This is a genomic window from Pandoraea sp. PE-S2T-3 (genome assembly GCF_002179965.1).
Taxonomy (GTDB): Bacteria; Pseudomonadota; Gammaproteobacteria; order Burkholderiales; family Burkholderiaceae; genus Pandoraea.
In genome coordinates, this window is the sequence record NZ_NGUQ01000014.1 from 86,292 (window position 1) to 105,091 (window position 18,800).

The following is an 18,800-nucleotide window of genomic DNA, read 5'->3' on the forward strand; positions in this document are numbered from 1 at the left end:
CAAGCCCTAGCGGCCCGCCGTCTCGCGCCCCTGTTTGCCTCTGCTTCACCAAGACAACGCACTATGGATATTCGTAAACTTCAGCGCCTTATCGTCGACGCCCTCGAAGACGTCAAGGCCCAGGACATCAAGGTGTACAACACCGAGCACCTCACCGCCCTGTTTGAGCGCGTGATCATCGCCAGCGGTACGTCCAACCGCCAGACCAAGGCCCTCGCCGCCAGCGTGCGCGACAAGGTCAAGGCAGCCGGCGGCGACGTCATCAGCATGGAAGGTGAAGACGTGGGCGAATGGGTGCTGGTCGATACCGGCGACGCCATCGTGCACATCATGCAACCGGCCCTGCGCCAGTACTACAACCTGGAAGAGATCTGGGGCGAGAAGCCCGTGCGCCTGAAGGCCGCGGGCACCAAGGCCGGTGTCAAGGCCAGCGCCGAAGATGACGGCGAAGCGGAAGACGACGGCGACGACGCCGCCGAAGCCAAGGCACCGGCACGCCGCAAGGCCGCCAAGTAAGACCCGCCGGTTTCGCTGTCATGCGTCTGTACATTCTCGCGGTCGGGCACAAGATGCCCGGCTGGATCGAGACCGCCTTTGCCGAGTACGCGAAGCGCATGCCCCCCGAGCTGCGCATCGAACTCAAGGAAATCAAGCCGGAGCAACGCTCCAACTCCCGCACCGCTGAGACCGTGATGGCTGCCGAGGCGCAGCGCATCGACGCGGCCCTGCCGCGCGGCTGCCGGCTCATCTGTCTGGACGAGCGCGGCACGGACCTCACCACGATGCGCCTCGCCCAGTCGCTCACCGGCTGGCAGCAGGACGGCCGCGATGTCGCCTTCGTGATCGGCGGTGCCGACGGGCTCGACCCGGCCCTCAAGGCCCGCGCCGATACGCTCATCCGCTTGTCCAGCCTCACCATGCCGCACGGCATGGTGCGGGTGCTGCTCGCCGAACAGCTCTACCGCGCGTGGAGCATCAACGCGAATCATCCGTACCATCGGGTCTAGACGCGGGCAAATAAGTCAGAAATAAGTCAAATCCGCTTGTGCAGTGCAACGGCGCGTTGTGTTTGTCTGCGGTCTTCGGCCACGACCACGCCCCGCGCCTACGGGCATGGCGCGCCGGTGAATTCCAATATTCTGTCAATCGCTTGCGAGACGCCGCCATACAACAAACGGTGCTGCACTGCGAGTGGAAAAAACACGACGGCGTGGTAGTCTACGCGGCGCTATACCGTTCGCACCGCGAACAGACAAGACTTCTCGTGAACCACCGGAGATTGGCATGAAGCAACCTTCCCTGCGCACGCTCGCCCTGGCCGGCGTCGGTGCGGCCCTGGCGCTCGGCATGAGCACGTCGGCCCTGGCCGCCACCGAGATCCAGTTCTGGCACTCGATGGAATCGGCTCTCGGCGAGCGCGTCAACCAGATCGCCAACGATTTCAACGCCTCGCAAAGCGATTACAAGATCGTTCCGATCTACAAGGGCAACTACGAGCAGGGCCTGGCCGCAGGCATCGCTGCTTTCCGTGCCGGCAACGCCCCCGCAATTTTGCAGGTGTACGAAGTGGGTACGGCCACGATGATGCAGGCCAAGAAGGCTGTGAAGCCGGTCTGGCAAGTCATGAAGGACGCCGGCGAGCCGTTCGACGAATCGGCTTTCGTGCCGACCGTGGCCAGCTACTACGCCGACAGCAAGACCAATCACCTCGTGTCGATGCCGTTCAACAGCTCGACCCCGGTGCTGTACTACAACAAGGACGCCTTCAAGAAGGCGGGCCTCGACCCGAACACCGCGCCCAAGACGTGGGCCGACGTGAAGGCAGACGCCACCAAGCTCAAGGCCGCTGGACTGTCGTGCGGTTTCACGATGGGCTGGCAGAGCTGGACGCAGTTGGAGAACTACAGCGCATGGCAGGGCCTGCCGTTCGCCACGAAGAACAACGGCTTCGACGGTCTTGACGCCAAGCTGGTCTTCAACGGTCCGCAGCAAACCAAGCACATCCAGTTCCTGGCCGACATGGCCAAGGAAGGCACGTTCACGTATGTGGGCCGCAAGGATGAAGTGACCTCGAAGTTCTACAGCGGCGACTGCGGTATCGCGATGACCACCTCGGGTGCGCTCGCCAACATCGCCAAGTACGCCAAGTTCAGCTACGGCGTGGGCATGATGCCGTACGACGCGGACGTGAAGGGTGCCCCGCAGAACGCCATCATCGGTGGCGCCAGCCTGTGGGTGCTCGCCGGCAAGTCGTCGGCCGAGTACAAGGGCGTGGCCAAGTTCCTGAACTACCTCACCTCGCCGGCCGTGGCCGCGAAGTGGCACCAGGACACGGGCTACCTGCCGGTCACCAAGGCGGCCTACGAACTGACCGAGAAGCAAGGCTTCTACGAGAAGAACCCGGGCGCCGACATGGCCATCAAGCAGATGCTCAACAAGCCGCCTCTGCCGTTCACCCGTGGTCTGCGTCTGGGCAACATGCCGCAGATCCGTACGGTGATCGACGAAGAACTCGAAGGCGTGTGGAGCGGCAAGCAAACGCCGAAGGCCGCGCTGGATAAGGCGGTGGCCCGTGGCGACGACCTGCTGCGCCGCTTCGAAAAGTCGGGAAGCTAAGCGCTACCCCGCACACGGCACTGACAGCGATGCACGCGCATTTCGTGCATCGGCCAATATGACCGTGACGTTACAATGACGCCACCCGGCCCGCCCACGCGGGCCGGGTTGGCGTTTTTTTCATTGGTTCAAATCGTTATGGCGCACAACTCAAGAGAACGCCCTCGCTTCGGTACCGGCTGGCTGCCGTACGCGCTCGTCGCTCCGCAGCTATTCATTACCGTCGTGTTCTTTCTGTGGCCCGCGGGCGAGGCCCTGTGGCAATCGACATCGACGCAGGACGCATTCGGGCTCTCCAGCCAGTTCGTCGGCTTCGACAACTTCACCTCGCTCTGGCGCGATCCGCTCTATCTCGCATCGTTTCGGACCACGATGATTTTCAGCGGTCTGGTGACCGTGTGCGGGCTGGTGATCTCGCTGCTGCTCGCCGCCATGGCCGATCGCGTCACGCGCGGCAAGCGCGTGTACCAGACGCTGCTCATCTGGCCGTACGCGGTCGCCCCGGCGATTGCGGCGGTGTTGTGGGCGTTTCTGTTCAACCCGAGTATCGGCCTCGTGACCTACGGGCTCGGCAAACTCGGCGTGGAATGGAACCACGCGCTGAACGGCGGTCAGGCGATGTTCCTGGTCGTGCTCGCGTCGATCTGGAAACAGATCAGCTACAACTTCCTGTTCTTCTACGCCGGTTTGCAGGCGATTCCGCGCTCGCTGGTCGAAGCGGCGGCCATCGACGGTGCCGGTCCGGTGCGGCGTTTCTTCGGGCTGGTGCTGCCGCTGATCTCGCCGACCACGTTCTTCCTGCTCGTGGTGAACCTCGTGTACTCGTTCTTCGACACCTTCCCGGTGATCGATGCCGCCACCGGCGGCGGCCCCGGCCAGTCGACCATGACGCTCATCTACAAGATCTACTCGGAAGGCTTCAAGGGGCTCGACCTCGGTAGCTCGGCTGCCCAGTCGGTGGTGCTGATGGCGATCGTCATCGTGCTCACGGTCGTGCAGTTCCGCTTCATCGAACGCAAGGTGCAATACGCATGATCGAGAACCGTCGCGGCCTGGACATCTTCTGCCACGTCATGCTGGTGATCGGCGTGCTGCTGGTGGTCTTTCCGCTCTACGTGGCGTTCGTCGCCGCCACGATGAACGAGCGCGAAATTTTCAACGTGCCTCTGTCGCTCATTCCGAGCACACACCTGCTGGATAACCTCAGCACGGTGTGGGGCCGGGGCACGGGCGATTCGGCGATGCCGTTCGGCCTGATGCTCGGCAACAGCCTGCTGATGGCACTGGTCATCACGATCGGCAAGATCTCGGTGTCGATTCTGTCGGCCTTCGCCATCGTGTATTTCCGCTTCCCGCTGCGCAACCTGTTCTTCTGGCTGATCTTCGTCACGCTGATGCTGCCGGTGGAAGTGCGTATTTTCCCGACGGTGCAGGTGATCTCGAGCCTCGGGCTCATCAACAGTTACGTCGGTCTGACGGTGCCGCTGATTGCATCGGCCACGGCCACGTTCCTGTTCCGGCAGTTCTTCATGACGCTGCCCGATGAACTCGTGGAAGCGGCGCGCATCGATGGCGCCGGCCCGATGCGCTTCTTCGTGGATGTGGTGCTGCCGCTCTCGAAGACGAACATCGCAGCGCTCTTCGTCATCACCTTCATCTATGGCTGGAATCAGTACCTGTGGCCGATTCTGGTGACCAACGCCCCGTCGATGACGACGGCCGTGGTGGGCATCAAGAGCATGATCGGCAGCGGGGATACCGCCACGCAATGGCAGCTCGTGATGAGCGCCACGCTACTCGCGATGCTCCCGCCGCTCGCTGTAGTGCTGCTCATGCAGCGTTGGTTCGTGCGCGGTCTGGTCGATTCGGAAAAGTAATCATGGCAAATCTCAAACTCCATAGCGTCAAGAAAACCTACGACCAGACGAACTACATCCTGCACGGTGTCGACATCGATATCCAGGACGGCGAATTCGTGGTCATCGTCGGCCCGTCGGGCTGCGGCAAGTCGACCCTGCTGCGCATGGTGGCCGGTCTCGAATCGGTCAGCGAAGGCAGCATCCTGATCGGCTCTCAAGTGGTGAACAAGCTGGAGCCGAAGGATCGCAACATTGCGATGGTGTTCCAGAACTACGCGCTGTATCCGCACATGGATGTGCGTCAGAACATGTCGTATGGCCTGAAGATTCGCGGCATCGACAAGAAGACGATCGAAGAGCGCGTGCTCGCGGCCGCGAAGATTCTCGAACTCGAACCGCTGCTCGCACGCCGTCCGCGCGAACTCTCGGGCGGTCAGCGCCAGCGCGTGGCCATGGGCCGCGCCATCGTGCGCGAGCCGGCCGTGTTCCTGTTCGACGAGCCGCTCTCGAATCTGGATGCGAAGCTGCGCGTGCAGATGCGTCTGGAAATTCAGCGCCTGCATCGCCGCCTGAAGACGACCAGCCTGTACGTCACGCACGATCAGGTCGAAGCCATGACGCTCGCGGATCGCGTGATCGTGATGAACAAGGGCTACGCGGAGCAGATCGGCACGCCCTCGGATGTGTACGAGCGCCCGGCGTCGTTGTTTGTCGCCAGCTTCATGGGCTCGCCCGCGATGAACCTGCTCAAGGGCCGCGTGGATACGGAAGGCCGCTCGTTCCAGGTGGACGGCGGTGGCCCGTCGCTGCGCCTGCCGCCCACGAGCATGGCGCACGCCAATCGCGAACTGGTGCTGGGCGTGCGTCCGGAGCATCTGGTGCCGGCAGAACAGCCGAACGGCATCGGCGCCTTCGCGGCGCAAACGAATGTCATGGTCGATCAGCTCGAACTGCTGGGTGCCGATAATCTGGCACACGGCCGCTGGGGCGATCAACACATCACTGTGCGTTTGCCGCACGAGCTGCGTCCGGCGGCAGGCACGGTGGTGCCGCTGGCCATCTCGGCAAAGGCACTCCACCTGTTCGATCCGTCCACCGGCAAGCGAGTCGAAGCATGAGCGAAAGCGCAACGCCTTCTCATTTGTGGCGCGCGTGGCCGTATCCGCGCATCGTGTCTCATCGGGGGGGCGGCAAGCTGGCCCCCGAGAACACTTTGGCGGCGTTCGAGACAGGCGCCTCGCTCGGCCTGCAAATGGTCGAGTTCGACGCCAAGCTGTCGGCGGATAACGTCGTTTTTCTGCTGCACGACGATACGGTCGATCGCACCAGCAACGGCCACGGTGCCGCCGCGCAGATGACCTACGACGAGATCGCGAAACTCGACGCCGGTGCCTGGTTCGACGAGCGCTTTGCCGGGCAGGTGATGCCCACGCTGGCGCAGGTCGCGGAGCGCTGTCAGGCGCTCGGTCTCGCCGCCAACGTCGAGATCAAGCCCTGCCCGGGGCGGGAAGTCGAGACGGGCACGCTCGTCGCACAGGCCGTGCAAGCGCTGTGGCCTGCACACGGCCTGCCGCCGCTGCTCTCGTCGTTCTCTTACGAAGCCCTCGAAGCGGCCGCCAAGGCCGCGCCTGAGTTGCCCCGTGGGATGCTCTACGAAGCCGTGCCGGCCCACTGGCGCGACGACGCGAAGGCGCTTGCCACGGTGTCGCTGCACGCCAGCCATAAACACCTCGACGGCCCGCAGGTTGCCGAGATCAAGGCGGCCGGGCTGCAAATGCTGGTCTATACGGTCAACGATCCGGCCCGTGCCCGAGAGCTGGCCGCTTGGGGCGTTGACGCCATCTGCACCGATCGTATCGACCTGATCGGCGCTGATTTTCTCGCCGACGCCTGAGGATCGGCGGTTGGGGTGAGGGGGTCTCTCTCCCCCTGAAACTGGCGGGCGGGGGCGCAAGGCGGCATAATAGGGCGTTCCCTTCGCCCAGCCTACCAAGCGGCCCGGTGCAGCCCGAATTCCCTTTCGAGCGCCGGGCTGGACGATTTCAAGCCAAGCCGCCCATGCCGTATATCTATCTCGCTTCGCAAAGTCCCCGCCGTCAGGAGCTGCTGCACCAACTCGGTGTGCGTTTCGAACTGCTGCTCCCCTCCGCCGACGAAGACGCCGAAGCACTCGAAGCCGTCCTGCCCGGTGAACCGCCCGACAACTACGTCCAGCGCGTGACCCGCGCGAAAGCCGAAGCCGCCATCGCCCGGCTCGCCCGCGCCGGCCTGCCCGACGCACCCATCCTCGCCGCCGATACCACCGTCTGCCTGGACGGCACGATTCTCGGCAAACCGTTCGACGACGCCGATGCCCGCGCGGTGCTCTCGCGTCTGTCCGGTACGCGCCACCGTGTGCTCACCGCCGTGGCGGTGTGTACGGGGGATCAGATTCGTCAGGCGGTGAATATCTCGCATGTCTGGTTCCGGCCGCTGCGCACGGAGGAAATCGAACGTTACGTCGCGTCGGGCGAAGCCATGGGCAAAGCCGGCGCTTACGGTATTCAAGGCAAGGCCGCCGAATTCGTCATGCGCATCGACGGCAGCTATTCCGGCATCATGGGCCTGCCGCTCTGCGAAACCGCTGCGCTGCTGCGACAAGCGGGCGTCGACTTCTGACGCGTACCGAATTCCCAAGAATTTGAGTCTGGTCGACACTTTATGAACGAAGACATTCTGGTCAACATCACGCCGCAAGAGACGCGCGTAGCGCTCATGCAAATCGGCGCGGTGCAGGAGCTGCACATCGAGCGCACGCTGTCGCGTGGCCTCGTGGGCAACATCTATCTGGGCAAAGTCGTGCGGGTACTGCCCGGCATGCAATCGGCATTCATCGATATTGGTCTGGAGCGCGCCGCGTTCCTGCACGTGGCCGATATCTGGCATCCCCGCACGAGCAACGATACGTCGGTGCCTCACCCGCAACCGCCCATCGAAAAGACGGTGTTCGAGGGCCAGACGCTGATGGTGCAGGTCATCAAGGACCCGATCGGCACGAAAGGCGCACGGCTGTCGACGCAGGTCAGCATCGCCGGGCGCACGCTGGTGTATCTGCCGCAAGAGCCGCACATCGGCATCTCGCAGCGCATCGAGAGCGAAGCGGAGCGCGAAGCACTGCGCAGCAAGATTCAGGCGCTGGTGCCCGCCGACGAAAAGGGCGGCTTCATCGTGCGCACGATCGCGGAAGACGCGGCCGATGCGGAGCTGGCCAACGACATCGCCTATCTGCGCAAGTCGTGGCAGACCATCGGCGAACAGAGCACGCGAGTGCCGGCGCCTTCGCTGCTGTATCAGGATCTGAATCTGGCCCAGCGCGTACTGCGCGACTTCGTGCACGAGGAAACCGGCAAGATTCTGGTCGACTCGCGCGAAACGTTCCAGAAGCTGGCCGACTTTGCCGCCATTTACACGCCGGCCGTGTTGAGCAAGCTCACGCACTACACGGGCGAGCGGCCGCTGTTCGATCTGTACAACGTGGAAACGGAAATCGAGCGCGCGCTCTCGCGCCGCGTAGATCTGAAGTCGGGCGGGTATCTGATGATCGATCAGACCGAAGCGATGACGACGATCGACGTGAACACCGGCGGCTATGTCGGTGCGCGCAACTTCGACGACACGATCTTCAAGACGAATCTGGAAGCGGCGCTGATGATCGCGCGCCAGCTGCGCCTGCGCAATCTGGGCGGCATCATCATTATCGACTTCATCGACATGGAAAGCGCCGATCATCGCGACTCCGTGCTCGCCGAACTGAAGAAGGCACTGTCGCGCGATCGCACGCGCATCACGGTGAACGGCTTCTCGCAGCTCGGGCTGGTGGAGATGACACGCAAGCGCACGCGTGAATCGCTGGCCCACGTGCTGTGCGAGCCGTGCGCGATTTGTCAGGGCAAGGGGCAGGTAAAGACGCCGCGCACGCTGTGCTACGACATCCTGCGCGAAATTCTGCGCGAGTCGCGCCAGTTCAATCCGCGCGAATTCCGTCTGATCGCGTCGCAGGAAGTGGTGGACCTGTTCCTCGAAGAGGAATCGCAACACCTCGCCATGCTCATCGACTTCATCGGCAAGCCGATTTCGTTGCAGGTGGAATCGTCGTTCCACCAAGATCAGTACGACATCATCCTGATGTAATCACCCTCGCGCGCGTCGCTCTCTCATGCCCTACTCCAACTACGACAATCTGGCGGCATCCAGCGAGGCGCTCGACAAGCACGCGGTTGCGCGACATTCGACCTGGGTCAGTATCTGGGTCAATGTCGTGCTCACCACGGCGCAGATCGTGATCGGCATCTTCGCCCGCTCACAAGCCTTGATTGCCGACGGTATCCACTCGTTCTCGGACATCGTCTCCGATTTCGTGGTGCTGGCCGCCGCACGCGGCAGCGCCCGGGCACCGGACGCGGATCACCCCTACGGCCACAGCCGCTACGAGAATGCTGCTTCGCTGTTTCTCGGCGCCATTCTGCTGGTGGTCGGTGCGGGCATGCTGTGGCGCGGCGTCGAGCGCTTGCTTCATCCGGAAGAAATTCCGGAAGTCCACGCCATTGCGCTCGCGGTGGCCGTGCTCGTGCTGGTCTGCAAGGAAGGGCTTTTTCGCTACATGCTTCGCGCGGCGCAGCGTGTGCGTTCGGCGATGCTCGTTGCCAATGCGTGGCATGCGCGCTCTGACGCGCTGTCGTCGCTGGTGGTGGCGTGCGGCATTCTGGGCAATCTGGCCGGCTACCGCCTGCTCGATCCGCTCGCGGCAGCGCTCGTCGGCCTGATGATCGGCCGCACGGGCTGGAAATTCGGCTGGAACGCGTTGCAAGACCTGATCGACCGCGGCGTGGACGACGCCACGATGGTCGACATCCGGCAGCATTTGCTCAATACGCCGGGGGTGCGCGCCATCGACATGCTGCGCACGCGTCGCATGGGCGACGAGATCGTGGTCGACGTGCACGTTCTCGTCGATGCGCGGCTGTCGGTGTCGGAAGGTCACTACATCGCGGAACAAGCGCGGGCAGCGGTGATGAACGTGCCGCAAATTCTCGATGTGCTCGTACACGTCGATCCCGAGAGCGATACGAAAGGCACTGCCTTGCAGCAGTGGCCGGCACGCGCGGCGATCGTCGCCGCCGCCGAAGTGCTTTGCCGGGCAAACGCGTTGGCGCTGCACGACGTGAAGCTGCATTACATCAACAACGGGCTGGAAGCCGACGTGATCGTGGAGGGGCTGCATGAACCGGCAACGTCCACGGAGCCTGCGGCGCAGGGCGACGCCTGTGGCGAATATGCTTCGCAAACGGTCGCCGATGCGCTTGCGGCGCGCTTCGGGCTGCGTCACGTGAGAGTGCTGCGCGTCACGGGCGAAACTACTACCGTGTTGTCGACAGCGACGGTCGAACCTGTGTAGCGCACGCAGGCAGACGCGTGAAAAACAAAAACGGCGCTGTCTCAGCGCCGTTTTTTTCTGCCGTCACGCGAACCACAAGCTTAGTCTTCGTGCTTGTAGTCGGCGAACAGCATGCCCTGCTTGTCCTTGTCCGACACGAGCGGCGTGATGCCGTCGAGGGGCCAGGGAATGGCCAGCGACGGATCGTCCCAGCGAATGCAGCGCTCGAACTGCGGCGCCCAGTAGTCGGTCGTCTTGTAGAGCACTTCGGCGTTCTCCGACGTCACGACAAAGCCGTGCGCAAAGCCCGCAGGAATCCACAACTGCTTCTTGTTCTCAGCGCTCAACACCTCGGCAACCCACTTGCCGAAGGTCGGTGAACCCTCACGAATATCGACGGCCACATCGTAGATCTCGCCCTGCAACACGCGCACGAGCTTGCCCTGCGGCTGCTTGACCTGATAGTGCAGGCCACGCAGCACACCGCGCGCCGAGCGCGACTGGTTATCCTGCACGAACGAGAACGTGCCGCCAAGCAACTCATTGAAGTTGCGTTGATTGAAGCTCTCGAAGAAATGACCACGCGAATCGCCGAACACCTTGGGTTCGATGACGCACACAGCAGGAATGGCGGTCGGAGTGACTTGCATAACGGTTACCGGTAGCTATCAGGAGTCGGCGGCGAACGGGCGAACGGCCCCGTTCGACACTCAGGAAATTCAGAATACGCGCTCGCGCAACATCGCCAGCAGATACTGGCCGTAACCGTTCTTCGCCAACGGTTGCGCCAGCGCTTCGATCGCAGCGGCATCGATCCAGCCGCGGCGATAGGCGATCTCCTCCGGGCAGGCCACCTTCAGACCCTGACGGCTTTCGATCGTCTGGATGAAGGTGCTCGCCTCGAGCATCGACTCATGCGTGCCGGTGTCGAGCCATGCATAACCGCGTCCCATGATCTGCACGTTCAGCTTGCCGCGACGCAGATACTCGTTGTTGACGTCGGTAATTTCCAGCTCGCCGCGCGGTGACGGCTTGATCGAGCGGGCGATGTCGATGACGTCGTTGTCGCAGAAATACAGGCCCGTCACGGCGTAGCGCGACTTCGGCTCTTTCGGCTTTTCGACGAGTTCGATGGCTTTGCCGCTGTCATCGAACGTCACCACGCCATAGCGCTCCGGGTCATGCACTGGATATGCAAACACCGACGCGCCGTCGGTTTGCGCGTTCGCGGCCGACAGCAGACCTGCGAAGTCGTGTCCGTAGAACAGGTTGTCGCCGAGCACCAGCGCGCACGGATCGTTACCGATGAAGTCCGCACCGATCAGGAAGGCCTGCGCGAGACCGTCCGGCGAGGGCTGCACGGCGTACTGAAGATTCAGGCCCCACTGGCTGCCGTCGCCAAGCAGTTGCTCGAAACGCGGCGTGTCTTGCGGGGTCGAGATGATCAGGATGTCGCGAATTCCCGCCAGCATCAGCGTGCTGAGCGGGTAGTAGATCATCGGCTTGTCGTACACCGGCAGCAACTGCTTCGAGACGGCCAGCGTGGCCGGATACAGTCGCGTGCCGGAGCCGCCGGCGAGAATGATGCCCTTACGTTTGATGCCCATACGTGCCTCGTTCTTATTTCTGATAATGCGTTTCGATCCAGCGCTGATACTCGCCCGACAGCACCTGGCGCACCCACTCACCATTGGCGAGATACCACTGCACCGTCTTGCGCATGCCGGTCTCGAAGGTTTCGGCCGGACGCCAGCCCAGTTCGCGCTCGAGCTTGCGGGCGTCGATGGCGTAACGGCGGTCATGGCCCGGGCGGTCGGTCACGAAGGTGATCTGATCGACGTACGACTTGCCGTCGGCGCGCGGCGACAATTCGTCGAGCAGCGTGCACAGGTGCTTCACGACCGACAGGTTGTTCTGCTCGTTCCAGCCACCCACGTTGTAGACCTCGCCCAACACGCCCTTGGCAAGCACTTCGCGAATCGCCGAGCAATGGTCGCCAACGTACAGCCAGTCGCGCACGTTGCTGCCGTCGCCGTAGATCGGCAGCGGCTTGCCGGCCAGCGCATTGGCAATGACCAGCGGAATGAGCTTCTCGGGGAATTGGTACGGACCGTAGTTGTTCGAGCAATTCGTCGTGAGCACCGGCATGCCATAGGTATGGTGATACGCACGCACCAGATGGTCTGAACCGGCTTTCGACGCCGAGTACGGGCTGTTAGGCGCGTATGGCGTGGTCTCGGTAAACGCGGGGTCGGTCGGGCTCAGCGAGCCGTAGACTTCATCGGTCGACACATGCAGGAAACGGAACGCGTCGCGTGCGTCGCCGTCGAGCGTGCCCCAGTAGGCGCGCGCGGCTTCGAGCATCGTGAACGTGCCGACGATGTTGGTTTGCACGAACTCACCCGGGCCATGAATCGAGCGGTCGACGTGGCTTTCCGCCGCGAAATGCAGCACGGCGCGCGGACGATGCTCGGCATAGAGCCGGTCGAGCGCAGCACGATCGCAGATGTCGACCTGCGCGAAACGATGGCGCGCATCGTGTTCGAGACTCGCCAGATTGGCCAGATTGCCGGCGTAGGTGAGCTTGTCGATGGTCACCACCGTCTCGTCGTTTTGCGCCAGCCAGTCGAGAACGAAATTTGCACCGATAAATCCGGCGCCGCCAGTCACGAAGATCATGAGTATCGAGAGTTAAGAGAAGTAGATTTAGCGGGTGCGCGGCACGCGCCCCATCAAGAAGAATTCGTCGTTTGGCCGCATGGACACCGCATTCGCAATGCGGTTGGACATGCCGAAAAACGCCGTGATCGCCGCAATATCCCAGATGTCCTCATCGTCGAGGCCATGGTCGCGCAACTCGGCGTAATCCTGATCGCCCACTTCGTGAGCGCGTTCGCAAACCTTCATCGCGTACGTCAGGATGGCCTTCTGACGCGCGCTCAGGTCGGCTTTCAAATAGTTGACGGCCACCTGATCGGCCAGCAACGGCTGCTTTTCATAAATACGCACCAGCGCGCCGTGTGCCACCACGCAGTACAGACACTGGTTGGCGGCACTCGTGACCACCACGATCATTTCGCGCTCGCCCTTGCTGAGGTTGCCCTCTTTGAGCATGAGGGCATCGTGATATGCGAAAAATGCGCGAAACTCGTCGGGACGATGCGCCAGCGCCAAAAACACGTTCGGAATGAAGCCCGCCTTTTCCTGCACTTCGTCGATACGCGCCCGAATGTCCGCCGGCAGGCTCGCCAGGTCGGGCACAGGAAAACGACTGATCGGCTGGCTCATCGTAATCTCCTCGAAACGTGTTGTCTGGTCGCAGGCATCGGGTCGATTCCGCGCTGGATCAGCACTGAATCTGGCCCCGATGCGCCTGAATTAAGCCTCTTCCTGCGCGTATTGAATGCGGTGCAAATGCGCGTAGAGGCCATTATGCGCCAGCAGTGCCTGATGGGAGCCCTGCTCCACGATGCGGCCGTGCTCCAGCACGACGATGCGGTCGGCGCGTTCGATGGTCGACAATCGGTGCGCAATCACCAGCGTGGTGCGGCCTTCCATCAGCACTTCGAGCGCTGCCTGCACGTGACGCTCCGATTCCGAGTCGAGGGCCGACGTCGCCTCATCGAGAATCAGGATCGGCGCATCCTTGTAGATCGCGCGGGCAATCGCCAGACGCTGACGCTGACCGCCCGACAGACGCATACCGTTGTCGCCCACGAGGGTCTCCACGCCATCCGGCATGGCCGCGACAGCGTCGATCAGATTGGCCGCTCGCAGCGCCGCTTCGACACGCGGGGTATCAATTTCTTGCCCGTAGGCGACGTTCGCGGCGATGGTGTCGTTGAAGAGCACCACGTCCTGACTCACGAATGCGATCTGACGGCGCAGGTCGGCCAGACGCAGGTCGCTAAGCGCAATATCGTCGAGCAGGATGCGCCCGCCGGTCGGATCGAAGAAACGCGGCACCAGATTGACCATCGTGGTCTTGCCGCTACCCGACGGCCCCACCAGCGCCACCATTTCTCCCGGGGCGACATCGAGCGAAATACGATCGAGCGTCGGGCGATCGCTCGCGCCGTAGTGGAAGCTCACCTGATCGAACGTCACGCGGCCCTTGGCGCGCTCGAGCGTGCGCTCACCGCCGCTCGGCTCGATTTCGACGTCCATCACCTCGAAGATGAGTTCGGCTGCCGTCATGCCGCGTTGCAGCGGCTGGTTCACGTCCATCAGGTGCTTGAGCGGCGAGACCACCAGCAGCAGCGCCGTGACGAATGCCGTGAAGCCGCCGACGGTCATCTCGCCCGACGACGATTCGATCATCGCCACGGTAATCACGATGGCGAGCGCCAGCGATGCCAGCGCCTGGGTTACCGGCTGTGCGAGACCGCCCGACACGGTCACGCGCATGGCATAGCCGCGCAGCGTGCTCGTCATCTTGTCGAAACGCGACTTTTCGTAGGCTTCGCCGTTATGAATCTTCACGACCTTGTAGCCGCCGACCGCTTCTTCGACCACGTACGACAGCTTGTTGGTCAGGGTTTGCTGCTCGCGGTTCAGGCGGCGCAGACGGCGGTTGATCTTGCCGACCAGCCAGCCGATGAGCGGCAAAATGACCGCCACGACGAGCGTGAGGCGCCAGTTCAGATAGAACAGATAACCGAGCAGGCCGATCACGGTCAGCGAATCGCGCACGAGCGTGATCAGCACGGTGGTCAGCACACCGAGCACCTGATTGACTTCGTAGACGATGGCGTTGATCAGCGTGCTGGTGGTTTCACGCTGGAAGTAGGCCGCCGGCGCGTGAAGCAGACGCTCGAACATGCGCACGCGCAGGTCGAGCAGCACGCGGTTGGACACCCACGAAAGCATGTAGTTGGCGGCATACTGCGCCAGACCACGAATGACGGCGAGGCCGATCACGGCGGTCGGCACGTACCAGAGCTTCCACGGATCGCCGCCCGAGAAGCCCTTGTCGAGCACCGGCTTGAGCACGGCCGGAATGGCCGCCTCGGTCGCCGCGACCATGGCCATGGCAAGCACGGCCAGCAAGCCCATGTGCCAGTAAGGCTGGAGATAGCCCAGCAGACGTCGCAGAATCGGTCCGGAAGGCGGGTGCGGTGCGCTCATGTATTGGGGGAACGGCGGAAAAACCGCTATTCTAACGTACCGGCCTGCCCCGCCGGGACTCGTCTGCCCCGGCATCGGACGCTTCCGGAAAATTCATCGGAAAGCCGCTCATTCCGGCCCTCGCAAGCGCCTGCCCGGGATGGGAACCGGTATACTCCCGCCCATGGCAAGCGCACTCGAAGTTCTCCGTACCGTATTCGGCTATAACGCATTCCGTGGCGATCAGGCCGCGATCGTCGACCATGTGGCCGGCGGTGGCGATGCGCTCGTGCTCATGCCCACCGGCGGCGGCAAGTCGCTGTGCTACCAGATTCCCGCGTTGCTGCGCCCTGGCCTGGGCATCGTCGTCTCCCCGCTCATCGCGCTCATGCAGGATCAGGTCGACGCGCTGCTGCAAGCGGGTGTGCGCGCGGCCTATCTCAATTCCAGCCTCAGCTTCGACGAGGCCATCGATACCGAGCGGCGTGCCGCGCGCGGCGAACTCGATCTGCTCTACGTCGCGCCGGAACGGCTGCTGACCGATCGCTTTCTCGATCTGCTCGACCGGCTCGACGAGCGCGGGCAACTGGCGCTCTTCGCCATCGACGAAGCGCACTGCGTGTCGCAGTGGGGCCATGATTTCCGGCCGGAATACATTCAACTTTCGGCGCTGCACGAGCGTTATCCGAGCGTGCCGCGTATTGCGCTCACGGCCACGGCTGACGCGGCGACACGCGAGGAAATCCAGACCCGGCTGGGTCTCACCGAAGCGCATCTGTTCGTGTCGAGCTTCGACCGGCCGAACATCCGCTACGAAATTGTCGACCGCGACAACCCGCGCAAGCAGTTGTTGACGTTTCTGGGCCGGCATCGTGGCGAGGCCGGGATTGTCTACTGCCTGTCGCGCAAGAAAGTGGAAGAAACCGCCGCCTGGCTGGAGACACAAGGCATTCCGGCCCTGCCTTATCACGCGGGTCTGGACGCCGACGTGCGCCGCACCCACCAGCAACGGTTTCTGCGTGAAGAAGGGCTGGTGATGTCGGCGACGGTCGCCTTCGGCATGGGGATCGACAAGCCGGACGTGCGCTTTGTCGCCCATCTGGACTTGCCCAAGAGCCTCGAAGCCTACTATCAGGAAACCGGCCGCGCGGGCCGCGATGGCGAACCCGCTGAAGCCTGGATGGCCTACGGGCTGAACGACGTGGTGGTGCACCGCAGCCGCATCGACGAATCCAACGCACCGGACCTGCAAAAGCGCATCGAGCGTCAGAAACTCGACGCCCTGCTCGGCTATTGCGAAGCCCCGCGCTGCCGCCGGACCGTGCTGTTGTCGTACTTCGGAGAGAGCAGTGAGCCGTGCGGCAACTGCGACGTGTGCCTGAACCCGCCGGAAGTCTTCGATGGCACGATTGCGGCTCAAAAGGCACTTTCGGCCATTTTGCGCACCGGCCAGCGCTTTGGTGCCGGCCATCTCGTCGATCTGCTGCGCGGACGCAGCACCGACAAGATGCGCCAGTTCGGTCACGAGAGCCTGCCGACGTTCGGCGTCGGCGGTGAACTGGACGATCAGGGCTGGCGTGCTGTGTTCCGTCAGTTGATCGCCCACGGCCTGATCGAGCCGGACAGCAGTCAATACGGTGCGTTGATTCTGAACGCGTCCGCGCGCCCGGTGCTCAAGGGCGAAACGACACTGTCGCTGCGCCGCCAACGCGCGGTCGCCAGCAAGAAGAGCCGCTTTGCGGGCTACGCGTCGCCGGCCATCGAGCTGGATCCCGCCGACCAGCAGTTGTTCGACAAGCTGCGCGCCTGGCGACAGGACATGGCGAAAACGCAGGCGGTACCCGCGTACGTTATTCTTCACGACCGGACGCTGCGAGAACTGGCGCAGCGCCGCCCGCGTCACCGCGATGGTCTGGTGGACATCACCGGTCTGGGCGAAGCCAAGATCGAGCGCTATGGTGAAGCGCTGGTCGAGTTGCTGAACGCCTGAGCGCCTGAACGTCCGAACCTTCGACATGACTGAAGCCCATTCGACCTTGCCGAGTGCACCGAATCTGCCCTCGTCACCGCAGCGCCTGCCGCTGACCGTGACGATTCTGACGCGCAACGAGCGGCACAACATCGCCGAGTGCATCGCGTCGGTCCGGGCGCTGGCATCGCAAATCGTGGTGCTGGATAACGCCAGCACCGATGGCACGGCAGACATCGCACGCGATGCCGGTGCCGAGGTTCATGTCACCCCCGACTGGCCGGGCTTCGGGCCGCAGAAGAACCGCGCGCTGTCGTTCGCGACCCAGCCCTGGGTGCTCTCGCTCGATGCCGATGAACGCATCACACCAGAATTGGCCGCCGACATCGCTGCGGCCATCGCATCGAACCGTCATGCGGGCTATCGCATGCCCCGCCTGTCGCAGTTCCTCGGCCACTGGGTGCGCCATTGCGGGTGGTATCCGGACTACGTGCTGCGGCTGTTCCGCCGCGACGCCGGGCGCTTCTCAGACAACCTCGTGCACGAACGCGTAATCGTGGAAGGCGAGATCGGCACGTTGCCCAATCATCTGCTGCATTTCAGCTACACCGAAGTGCGGCAGGTCGAGGACAAGGTGCAGCGTTATGCCAAGGCGGGCGCGAAGGAAATGGCGTTGCGTGGCAAGAAGGTCTCCGCACTCAAGCCGTGGATCAACGGCGGATGGGCCTTCGTGCGCACCTTCGTGCTGCGCCGAGGCTTTCTCGATGGCGCCACAGGTGCCGCGATTGCGCGCATGAACGCACGCAGTGCATTCCTGAAGTACGCGCTGTTGAGGCGCGGGGAAAGCTGAAAACGGGTGAGTAACCGGCGAGTGCTCGCAAATCAAAAAAGGACGCGAATACGCATCCTTTTTTATTTGATCGACAACCCCGATGGTCGCTACGACTGTCGATCGCCGGGCAATCGACTCGCGCTTACTTCGCGAGCGCTCGCTTGATACGCGAGCGGAACATCTGCCAACGCAGTTGGCCATCGTCGACGGGCTCCCCCACCGAACCATCGCTGCCGGCAGGCACGACCTTGCCGCGACGTAGGTAGTAGCGATCGAAAATCTTCTGGGTCATACCCCACTTACGCAGGAACTGCGTGCGTCCGTCGTTCTTCACGACCTTGCCCGTGCTCTTGCACTGGAAGTGGTAGACGAGACTCGCCCCGACGCCGATGAACTTGCGGCAGCCGGCCGCCCATAACTTCATCGAGAAATCATTGTCGCTGCTCATGCCCGGGCTCAGCTCGGTGCTGTAACCGCCCACAAGGAACCACCAGTCGCGATGCACCAGCGTCGGCGGCCACGTGGCGCCGAACCAGTCCGCCTTCTGATACGTCGACACCGCCGCGAGCAGCGCGGCTTCGTCAAAGGTATCGACTTCGCGTCCGAAATCCGTCACGAGCACGCACGGATTGCCGGTATCCACCGGCTCGATCATCGTGCCCGAAAGCATGAACGCCTTGTCCGGCATCGCCTCGGCACGCTCGATCAACGCCGTGTCCCAACCCGGGCAGCAATACATGTCGTCGTTCAGGTAGACGATGTACTTCTCTCGCGCGAGCGCCGCCGCCTGATTCACGGCGTAGCAGATCCCGATGTTGTCCGGCGAAGCGGTGTGATCAAGTCCCTCGGCGCGCACCCAGTCCAGCGTGCCGTCGGAGCCATCGTTCACGTGAACGATGATCTGGTGCGGCATGCCCGAGTTCTGGCGAATGCTGCGCACACAAAGTTGCAGCAACGCGAGGTTGTTCCACGTCGGAACGATGATGGAAAACATCCGGAAATTCC

At 63.0% G+C, this 18,800-nt stretch carries 18 protein-coding genes; 12 read left to right on the forward strand and 6 right to left on the reverse strand.

Translation table 11 applies throughout. From position 1 onward, the window contains the following. Positions 1 to 63 precede the first annotated feature (63 nt). The 10 genes from rsfS (at position 64) to CDV46_RS10170 (ending at position 9,909) form a co-directional block, all read left to right on the forward strand. The gene (gene rsfS, locus CDV46_RS10125) at positions 64 to 516 is read left to right on the forward strand and encodes a ribosome silencing factor (protein ID WP_087691450.1); all 453 of its coding nucleotides are present in this window, start codon (positions 64 to 66) and stop codon (positions 514 to 516) included. Between the two features lie 20 nt (positions 517 to 536). After that, the gene (gene rlmH, locus CDV46_RS10130; protein WP_087722468.1) at positions 537 to 1,007 is read left to right on the forward strand and encodes a 23S rRNA (pseudouridine(1915)-N(3))-methyltransferase RlmH; all 471 of its coding nucleotides are present in this window, start codon (positions 537 to 539) and stop codon (positions 1,005 to 1,007) included. A gap of 277 nt (positions 1,008 to 1,284) precedes the next feature. After that, complete coding sequence (gene ugpB / locus CDV46_RS10135) at positions 1,285 to 2,616, forward strand: sn-glycerol-3-phosphate ABC transporter substrate-binding protein UgpB (protein WP_087691448.1); 1,332 nt, start codon at positions 1,285 to 1,287, stop codon at positions 2,614 to 2,616. Between the two features lie 138 nt (positions 2,617 to 2,754). After that, on the forward strand, positions 2,755 to 3,651 hold the full coding sequence (gene ugpA, locus CDV46_RS10140) for a sn-glycerol-3-phosphate ABC transporter permease UgpA (protein WP_058375724.1): 897 nt from the start codon (positions 2,755 to 2,757) through the stop codon (positions 3,649 to 3,651). Beyond that, positions 3,648 to 4,493, forward strand: a complete 846-nt coding sequence (gene ugpE, locus CDV46_RS10145; protein WP_058375725.1) for a sn-glycerol-3-phosphate ABC transporter permease UgpE — start codon at positions 3,648 to 3,650, stop codon at positions 4,491 to 4,493. Before ugpA ends, ugpE begins: the two co-directional genes overlap by 4 nt. Positions 4,494 to 4,495: 2 nt before the next feature. Then, positions 4,496 to 5,593, forward strand: coding sequence for a sn-glycerol-3-phosphate import ATP-binding protein UgpC (locus tag CDV46_RS10150; RefSeq protein WP_087691447.1), 1,098 nt, complete (start codon positions 4,496 to 4,498; stop codon positions 5,591 to 5,593). After that, entirely contained in the window at positions 5,590 to 6,369 is a 780-nt protein-coding gene (gene ugpQ, locus CDV46_RS10155) for a glycerophosphodiester phosphodiesterase (protein WP_087691446.1), read from the forward strand. The genes CDV46_RS10150 and ugpQ overlap by 4 nt, the downstream gene beginning before the upstream one ends. Positions 6,370 to 6,533: 164 nt before the next feature. Continuing rightward, positions 6,534 to 7,133, forward strand: a complete 600-nt coding sequence (locus CDV46_RS10160; protein ID WP_087691445.1) for a Maf family protein — start codon at positions 6,534 to 6,536, stop codon at positions 7,131 to 7,133. A gap of 42 nt (positions 7,134 to 7,175) precedes the next feature. Beyond that, the gene (gene rng, locus CDV46_RS10165) at positions 7,176 to 8,645 is read left to right on the forward strand and encodes a ribonuclease G (RefSeq protein ID WP_058375729.1); all 1,470 of its coding nucleotides are present in this window, start codon (positions 7,176 to 7,178) and stop codon (positions 8,643 to 8,645) included. Between the two features lie 25 nt (positions 8,646 to 8,670). Continuing rightward, entirely contained in the window at positions 8,671 to 9,909 is a 1,239-nt protein-coding gene (locus CDV46_RS10170) for a cation diffusion facilitator family transporter (protein WP_087722469.1), read from the forward strand. Positions 9,910 to 9,989: 80 nt separating this feature from the next. Here the strand turns inward: CDV46_RS10170 and rfbC are convergent, their stop codons facing one another. From rfbC to msbA, 5 genes are all read right to left on the reverse strand, one after another. Next, positions 9,990 to 10,538 carry a dTDP-4-dehydrorhamnose 3,5-epimerase gene (rfbC, locus tag CDV46_RS10175; protein WP_087722470.1) on the reverse strand — a complete coding sequence of 183 codons (549 nt, stop codon included), beginning with the start codon at positions 10,536 to 10,538 and terminating at the stop codon, positions 9,990 to 9,992. Between the two features lie 69 nt (positions 10,539 to 10,607). Further along, positions 10,608 to 11,495, reverse strand: coding sequence for a glucose-1-phosphate thymidylyltransferase RfbA (gene rfbA / locus CDV46_RS10180; protein ID WP_212677150.1), 888 nt, complete (start codon positions 11,493 to 11,495; stop codon positions 10,608 to 10,610). 13 nt (positions 11,496 to 11,508) lie between these two features. Beyond that, positions 11,509 to 12,567 (reverse strand): dTDP-glucose 4,6-dehydratase, encoded by a 1,059-nt coding sequence (gene rfbB, locus CDV46_RS10185; RefSeq protein WP_087691442.1) that lies wholly within the window; start codon positions 12,565 to 12,567, stop codon positions 11,509 to 11,511. Between the two features lie 27 nt (positions 12,568 to 12,594). Beyond that, complete coding sequence (locus CDV46_RS10190; protein WP_087691441.1) at positions 12,595 to 13,176, reverse strand: peroxidase-related enzyme; 582 nt, start codon at positions 13,174 to 13,176, stop codon at positions 12,595 to 12,597. Between the two features lie 90 nt (positions 13,177 to 13,266). Next, on the reverse strand, positions 13,267 to 15,015 hold the full coding sequence (msbA, locus tag CDV46_RS10195) for a lipid A export permease/ATP-binding protein MsbA (RefSeq protein ID WP_087691440.1): 1,749 nt from the start codon (positions 15,013 to 15,015) through the stop codon (positions 13,267 to 13,269). A gap of 163 nt (positions 15,016 to 15,178) precedes the next feature. Between msbA and recQ the strand changes: the two genes are divergently transcribed. Further along, complete coding sequence (gene recQ / locus CDV46_RS10200) at positions 15,179 to 16,984, forward strand: DNA helicase RecQ (protein ID WP_058375736.1); 1,806 nt, start codon at positions 15,179 to 15,181, stop codon at positions 16,982 to 16,984. Between the two features lie 25 nt (positions 16,985 to 17,009). Further along, positions 17,010 to 17,813, forward strand: coding sequence for a glycosyltransferase family 2 protein (locus CDV46_RS10205; RefSeq protein WP_441339323.1), 804 nt, complete (start codon positions 17,010 to 17,012; stop codon positions 17,811 to 17,813). 124 nt (positions 17,814 to 17,937) lie between these two features. On the opposite strand, the gene CDV46_RS10210 is transcribed toward CDV46_RS10205, so the two are convergent. After that, positions 17,938 to 18,789 (reverse strand): glycosyltransferase family 2 protein, encoded by an 852-nt coding sequence (locus CDV46_RS10210; protein WP_087722471.1) that lies wholly within the window; start codon positions 18,787 to 18,789, stop codon positions 17,938 to 17,940. Positions 18,790 to 18,800 lie beyond the last annotated feature (11 nt).

Coding starts and splice junctions, on each gene's coding strand:
- rsfS (WP_087691450.1), top strand. CDS start 64: ATGGATATTCGTAAACTTCAGCGCCTTATCGTCGACGCCCTCGAAGAC.
- rlmH (WP_087722468.1), top strand. CDS start 537: ATGCGTCTGTACATTCTCGCGGTCGGGCACAAGATGCCCGGCTGGATC.
- ugpB (WP_087691448.1), top strand. CDS start 1,285: ATGAAGCAACCTTCCCTGCGCACGCTCGCCCTGGCCGGCGTCGGTGCG.
- ugpA (WP_058375724.1), top strand. CDS start 2,755: ATGGCGCACAACTCAAGAGAACGCCCTCGCTTCGGTACCGGCTGGCTG.
- ugpE (WP_058375725.1), top strand. CDS start 3,648: ATGATCGAGAACCGTCGCGGCCTGGACATCTTCTGCCACGTCATGCTG.
- CDV46_RS10150 (WP_087691447.1), top strand. CDS start 4,496: ATGGCAAATCTCAAACTCCATAGCGTCAAGAAAACCTACGACCAGACG.
- ugpQ (WP_087691446.1), top strand. CDS start 5,590: ATGAGCGAAAGCGCAACGCCTTCTCATTTGTGGCGCGCGTGGCCGTAT.
- CDV46_RS10160 (WP_087691445.1), top strand. CDS start 6,534: ATGCCGTATATCTATCTCGCTTCGCAAAGTCCCCGCCGTCAGGAGCTG.
- rng (WP_058375729.1), top strand. CDS start 7,176: ATGAACGAAGACATTCTGGTCAACATCACGCCGCAAGAGACGCGCGTA.
- CDV46_RS10170 (WP_087722469.1), top strand. CDS start 8,671: ATGCCCTACTCCAACTACGACAATCTGGCGGCATCCAGCGAGGCGCTC.
- rfbC (WP_087722470.1), bottom strand. CDS start 10,538: ATGCAAGTCACTCCGACCGCCATTCCTGCTGTGTGCGTCATCGAACCC.
- rfbA (WP_212677150.1), bottom strand. CDS start 11,495: ATGGGCATCAAACGTAAGGGCATCATTCTCGCCGGCGGCTCCGGCACG.
- rfbB (WP_087691442.1), bottom strand. CDS start 12,567: ATGATCTTCGTGACTGGCGGCGCCGGATTTATCGGTGCAAATTTCGTT.
- CDV46_RS10190 (WP_087691441.1), bottom strand. CDS start 13,176: ATGAGCCAGCCGATCAGTCGTTTTCCTGTGCCCGACCTGGCGAGCCTG.
- msbA (WP_087691440.1), bottom strand. CDS start 15,015: ATGAGCGCACCGCACCCGCCTTCCGGACCGATTCTGCGACGTCTGCTG.
- recQ (WP_058375736.1), top strand. CDS start 15,179: ATGGCAAGCGCACTCGAAGTTCTCCGTACCGTATTCGGCTATAACGCA.
- CDV46_RS10205 (WP_441339323.1), top strand. CDS start 17,010: ATGACTGAAGCCCATTCGACCTTGCCGAGTGCACCGAATCTGCCCTCG.
- CDV46_RS10210 (WP_087722471.1), bottom strand. CDS start 18,789: ATGTTTTCCATCATCGTTCCGACGTGGAACAACCTCGCGTTGCTGCAA.